Source organism: Fodinibius sp. (assembly GCF_041642155.1).
Lineage (GTDB): Bacteria > Bacteroidota > Rhodothermia > Balneolales > Balneolaceae > Fodinibius.
The window spans coordinates 1-5,396 of record NZ_JBEPWZ010000207.1 but is presented as its reverse complement, the minus strand read 5'-3'; the positions used below and the strand labels follow the sequence as shown (position 1 = coordinate 5,396).

6 protein-coding genes are annotated in these 5,396 nt (G+C 52.0%); 3 read left to right on the top strand and 3 right to left on the bottom strand.

Annotated elements, in window-relative coordinates; genetic code table 11:
- Both trpA and ACESLU_RS11125 read left to right on the top strand, forming a co-directional pair.
- Positions 1–571: tryptophan synthase subunit alpha (trpA, locus tag ACESLU_RS11130; RefSeq protein ID WP_372638721.1), on the top strand; the 571-nt coding region annotated here is incomplete at its 5' end.
- A 28-nt stretch (positions 572–599) separates the two neighbouring features.
- On the top strand, positions 600–1,712 hold the full coding sequence (locus tag ACESLU_RS11125) for a DUF4837 family protein (protein ID WP_372638720.1): 1,113 nt from the start codon (positions 600–602) through the stop codon (positions 1,710–1,712).
- On the opposite strand, the gene ACESLU_RS11120 is transcribed toward ACESLU_RS11125, so the two are convergent.
- Positions 1,663–1,938 (bottom strand): LacI family DNA-binding transcriptional regulator, encoded by a 276-nt coding sequence (locus ACESLU_RS11120; RefSeq protein WP_372638719.1) that lies wholly within the window; start codon positions 1,936–1,938, stop codon positions 1,663–1,665. The genes ACESLU_RS11125 and ACESLU_RS11120 overlap by 50 nt on opposite strands.
- A 221-nt stretch (positions 1,939–2,159) precedes the next feature.
- On the opposite strand from ACESLU_RS11120, the gene ACESLU_RS11115 reads away from it, so the two are divergent.
- Positions 2,160–3,572 carry a putative oxidoreductase C-terminal domain-containing protein gene (locus tag ACESLU_RS11115; protein WP_372638718.1) on the top strand — a complete coding sequence of 471 codons (1,413 nt, stop codon included), beginning with the start codon at positions 2,160–2,162 and terminating at the stop codon, positions 3,570–3,572.
- An 83-nt stretch (positions 3,573–3,655) separates the two neighbouring features.
- Here ACESLU_RS11115 and purE read toward each other — a convergent pair whose 3' ends face one another.
- Together purE and purK are read right to left on the bottom strand one after the other, a co-directional pair.
- Positions 3,656–4,150 (bottom strand): 5-(carboxyamino)imidazole ribonucleotide mutase, encoded by a 495-nt coding sequence (purE, locus tag ACESLU_RS11110; RefSeq protein WP_372638717.1) that lies wholly within the window; start codon positions 4,148–4,150, stop codon positions 3,656–3,658.
- 11 nt (positions 4,151–4,161) lie between these two features.
- Entirely contained in the window at positions 4,162–5,322 is a 1,161-nt protein-coding gene (purK, locus tag ACESLU_RS11105; RefSeq protein ID WP_372638716.1) for a 5-(carboxyamino)imidazole ribonucleotide synthase, read from the bottom strand.
- Between the last annotated feature and the right edge of the window lie 74 nt (positions 5,323–5,396).

Here is a 5,396-nt window from a genome sequence, read left to right as displayed (position 1 = left end):
CACCATGACCAAAATATTTAACATGGTACGACAGGTGCGGGAGCACTCCGATATTCCGATCATCTTAATGGGATATATCAATCCCGTGTTGCGGTACGGCATCAACGCCTTTTGTGAAGAAGCGGCCACAGCGGGAGTCGACGGTCTTATTATCCCGGATATTCCCCTTGAGGAGTCCGGAATAATGGCTGACAAGGCAACGGAACAGGGACTCCCCCTCGTTTACCTGGTAGCTCCCAATACCCCGGACGAACGGATGCGTAAAATTGATGCGCTGTCAGAGGGTTTTGTATATTGTGTGTCCGTAACCGGGGTAACCGGTGCCCGTGAGGGGGAGGAAGTGGCCCAATCGGTACAGCGTTTTATTGACCGGGTCAAGCAGAATGTAACCCGTAATCCCAAAATGGTCGGATTCGGCATCAAATCGCATGAAGATGCCCGGCGCATTGCGGCAGATATGGATGGTTTTATCGTCGGCAGCGCACTTATCGATACTATCAGAAAGTCGTATCCGCGAGAGGGATGGAAGGATGAGGTGTTTGCTTTTGTTCATTCGTTAAAGTATGGTTAGTCTTAATTTCAAAACAGATTGCATAGCTATGAAAGTATTTTTAAAAATAACGGTGTTGCTAATTATTACAGCTGCCTGGATGGGCTGTGAAGGAGATTACCGGCAGGAGGCGAGAGGAAGTTACGGAGAAGTCGTAGTAGTCATGGATTCCACCCAATGGGAAAGTCAAACTGCTCAGGCGATCCGCGAGACCTACGGCCGGCATATCCTGACCCTTCCATCGGGACAACCCCTGTACGACCTTCGGTTCCGGGAGTTTAAGAACGACGACCAGCTGGAGCAGCTCAAAAGAAACAAAAACCTGATTATAGCGGCTCCTATTGACGACACCACCAACACGGCGCGGTGGATCCGGGCCCTCCTGAGTGACGAAGTAGAAGCGCAGGTGCGAAGTAACGAGTCGTTTGCTTTTCCCATGCAGAACCAGTGGTACCAGGATCAGTGGACGATGATCCTGACGGCCCCCGGCGATTCGGCCCTGGCTGAGCAGATCCATAACTCCGAGAAGACGCTGACGGATAACCTGCTCCGCAAGGAGTTCGAGCGCTGGGAGGAAGAGATCTACGGGCAGGGCGAGCAGGAGGCCCTGGCCGACACCATCCGGGCCAACCACGGGTGGAAGATCCGGGTACAGCACGACTGGCAGCTGGGGCTTGATACCACCTACAGCGAGGACGGAGAGCAGCAGCACTTCCTGACCATGCGCCGTCCGCTCCCGGAAAACGACCGCTGGTTTTGGGCCTGGTGGAAAAATGACGTGGAGGATATTTCGTTCCTGGATGACGACTGGATTAACGCCAAGCGCGATTCGTTGACCCGGCAATGGATCCGGGGAAGCCGGGACAGCTCTTATGTGACCACCGAATACGGCCGGCCCGTGGAAACCGAATCGTTCCGGATGAATGGCTACCTGGCGCATGAGACGCTGGGCACCTGGCGGATGACCAAGGATGCGATGGGGGGACCCTTTGCGAACCTGACGGTCTATGACGAGCAGAACGACCGGCTGTTTTTGCTGGAGTTCGGGCAGTTCGCCCCCAAATACAACAAGCGGCGGTTTGTGCGCCAGTTCCGGACCATGCTGCGCACCTTTACCACCGATTCGACGTGGCAGAGCGGATCGGGCGGCGGGGGACAATAACACCGATGATATTGGTTTTTTGACGCCTCAGGTTTTGGGCAAAAATATTCGACCGGTAGCCCATTTTTTCGGCCTGATTCCGGACTTTCCGAATTGTTTTGTTGCTGATAGTGGGATGTTCTTTCAGGCTTCGGCTTACGGTGGAAGGGGAAACTTCCAGGGCTTTTGCAATATCGTAAATTGTGACGTTCGGTTTTTGAGAGTGTTCGGCTATTTTTTTGCGCAATATTATGAACTTTTTATTATAAAAAATTATGCAACCGGTTGTTTTAAAGAAGGGAGTTTTAGTATTATCTATTAAAGATTCATGTAAAAAGGCTCCAGGAAGGCTGGAAACCGATAATAGTCACAGATAATCATTGATCATTGATTATAGTAGTACCTGTTTATTACATTGGTTATATAACTGAAAAATAACCAGGTATCTGAAACTAAAAAATGAAACCCATGAAAAAGTTCTCTTTAAAAAGTTGTGCACTACTCTTGTTGTTATCAGTGGCTTGTTATTCGTGTGCCGATTCTGATTCCGAAAATGACAGTGAGACCAGAAACGGCTTTACCGGCGCGGATAACGAGGTGAAGCTTATGACGGTGGATCCGGGCCATTTCCATGCGGGGTTGGTACAAAAGTATAGTTACGATCAGGTTGATTCCGTATCGTACGTTTATGCACCGGAGGGGTCCGATGGACTGGAGCGGCATTTGGACATGATTGAACAGTATAACAACCGGGAGGAGGACCCTGCCAATTGGGTGGTGGAGGTGTACAGCGGACCTGATTTTTTTGAGAAAATGATTGAGAAGCAGCCGGGGAACGTGGTGGTTTTAGCCGGTAACAACGCCAAGAAAACAGAGTATATCAAACGATCGGTGGATGCGGGATTGAACGTGCTATCGGATAAGCCGATGGTCATAAAGCCGGACCGCTTTCCGATGCTCAGGGAGGCATTGTCACAGGCTGATGAAAAGGGAGTCCTCCTCTATGATATCATGACGGAACGGTTTGAAATCACCACTCTCCTGCAGCGCACGCTTTCTCAGTATCCGGACGTTTTTGGCAGCCTGGAGAAAGGGACTCCGGAGAATCCGGCTATTACCAAGGAAAGTGTTCACCATTTCTTCAAATATGTTTCGGGTCAGCCGTTAATCCGTCCGGGCTGGTATTTTGATGTGGATCAGCAGGGTGAGGCTATTGTAGATGTGTCCACCCATCTGGTGGATATGATTCTCTGGGAGACGTTTCCGGGAGAAGGGATTGACACTTCGGATGTTGAGGTGGTGCAGGCCGACCGGTGGGTCACCGAAATGACGCCCGGTGAGTTTGAAAAAGTGACACAGATGGAACCGTATCCCGATTACCTGCAGGAGGATCTGGATGAGGAAGATAATTTACAGGTCTTTGCCAACGGTTCCTTTGTTTTTGAGGTCAAGGGCGTTCACGGAAAGGTATCGGTTGAATGGGACTACCAGGCCCCGGAAGGGACGGGCGATACCCACTATTCGATCATGCGCGGGAGCAAGGCCAACCTGGTGATTCGCCAGGGCGAGGAGCAGGACTACGTGCCGACGTTATACGTGGAGCCGCTGTCGGAAAATATCGGCGAAGAGTATGAAGACGCGCTCCGGGACGCTATTGATGAGATTGCCCGGGAATATTCGGGCGTTTCCCTTTCCGAGACGTCCGCCGGCTGGCAGGTTGTGATTCCGGATGAGCATAGAGTGGGACACGAAGCCCATTTTGCCCAGGTGACCGAGCAGTATCTGCAGTACCTGGTGGAGGGGGAAATCCCCGAGTGGGAGCGGAAAAACCTACTGACAAAATACTACCTGACGACCCAGGCGTATAAAAAAAGCAGGTAAGCTGTGTCAAATGCTGCACCTGCCGCATAATAAAATCCTGCTTAAAGAAGGCCATGGTACGGGGACGCTATAGTACATTCATGTTACGTCAGGTTCTCGGTCTTGGCTTTGGATGCTTCCGCCATCTCCCGATGATATTGCCGGAGTTTTTCAGCAAGGCGGGCGTCTTCCATACTCAGCATCCGTATGGCAAGCAGGGCCGCATTCCCGGCTTTTCCGATAGCTACCGTTGCCACTGGCACCCCCGGGGGCATCTGAACGATCGAGTACAGACTGTCAATACCGCTCAGGGTACTTGTTTTAATGGGGACCCCAATCACCGGCAGGGTCGTATGGGCGGCGGTCATGCCGGGCAGATGGGCCGCTCCTCCGGCTCCGGCAATGATGACCCGGATACCGCGGCCACGTGCCTCTTTCCCGTAGCCGGCCATCATATCGGGGGTTCGGTGGGCGGAAACCACTTTCTTTTCATAGGGGATGTCGAATTCTTCCAGGATATTGCAGGCTTCTTTCATGGTAGGCCAGTCGCTGTCGCTTCCCATGATGACCCCCACTTTTGCTGGTTGATTGTCACTCATTGTTTCTAAAATTAAATTGAAATTTCCTGTGTTTTCATTCGGGCCTCTTCGTACGTGGAATCCAACTCCTCGCCCAGAAGTGTATAATGTGCCATCTTGCGGCCGGGTCTGCTATCCAGCTTGCCATAGATGTGCAGGTGCCCGTCAGTCGCCCGCAGGGCATCCAGTGCCTGATCCACTTGCGCATAGCGCTTGTTGGTTCCCAGCAGGTTGATCATTGCCACGGCCGGCTTCCGCAGTTCGGCGGATCCGAGGGGGAGTCCCAGCACAGCCCGTACATGATTTTCGAACTGGGAAGTTATGCAGCCCTCGATGGTATAATGTCCCGAGTTATGGGGACGCGGAGCCGACTCATTGAGCAGCAGTTCACCCTCATGTGTCAGAAAAAATTCGAAAGCATAAAGGCCTTTCCCGTCAATGGCTTCTGCAGCCTGAACGGCCATCTGTTGGGCTTCTTTCTGAATCGAAGGGTCGACCGGAGCCGGCGTTTTAAGAGCTACACAGATATGGTTCTCCTGTACGGTTTCGCAGCAGGGATAGACGACGTGTCCCGTTTCGTTGCGAGCGACCTGTACGGCCAGTTCATGGGTGAAGTCGACAAAAGATTCCGCAATTATATCATGTCCCTCGTTCCCGCCCAGCCGGGCGAAGGCCGCTCTCGCTTCTTCCAGGTCGTGAACGGTTTCGTTGCCAAAGCCGTCATATCCTCCTTTGGATGACTTTAACAGACAGGGCCATCCGTGCTCGGCCCCGAATGACTTCAGGTCTTCCTCACCTTCAACCAAAGCGTAGGGAGTCACGGTGATGCCTGCCTGTTCGAAAGTCTTTTTTTCAATAAGCTTATTTTCAATAAGCGCAAAGGTTTGGGGGGAGGGGTAGATGGGTGTTCCGCTTGCTTTCTGTGCGCGGGACAGCACTTCCGAATCAATAAACTCGTTTTCCAGGGTAAGTACATCGCACGAACGGGCAAAGGCGGAGAGATCGCCGGCCGATTCGAAAGATCCCGTCTGTGAATGAGGCGTCATAAACTGGACAGGCTCGTTCTCGGGACGGTCTGAAAAAACGCCTACTTGTATACCGTAGCGAAATGCCTGCAGCGCGGACATGCGTGCCAGCTGTCCCGCTCCCAGAAAACCAAGCCTGAAATTGGCCGATAAAGGATTCCTGCTCATTGAATCATCATGGTTAAGTTTAAATTTTGAGGCAAAACATAAGCATTTTTCGGATGGGAATTAAGCGTTGGCAT

Excerpts from the sequence above, each read along its gene's own strand:
- ACESLU_RS11115 (WP_372638718.1), top strand. The coding sequence starts at position 2,160 with ATGAAAAAGTTCTCTTTAAAAAGTTGTGCACTACTCTTGTTGTTATCA.
- purK (WP_372638716.1), bottom strand. The coding sequence starts at position 5,322 with ATGAGCAGGAATCCTTTATCGGCCAATTTCAGGCTTGGTTTTCTGGGA.
- purE (WP_372638717.1), bottom strand. The coding sequence starts at position 4,150 with ATGAGTGACAATCAACCAGCAAAAGTGGGGGTCATCATGGGAAGCGAC.
- ACESLU_RS11125 (WP_372638720.1), top strand. The coding sequence starts at position 600 with ATGAAAGTATTTTTAAAAATAACGGTGTTGCTAATTATTACAGCTGCC.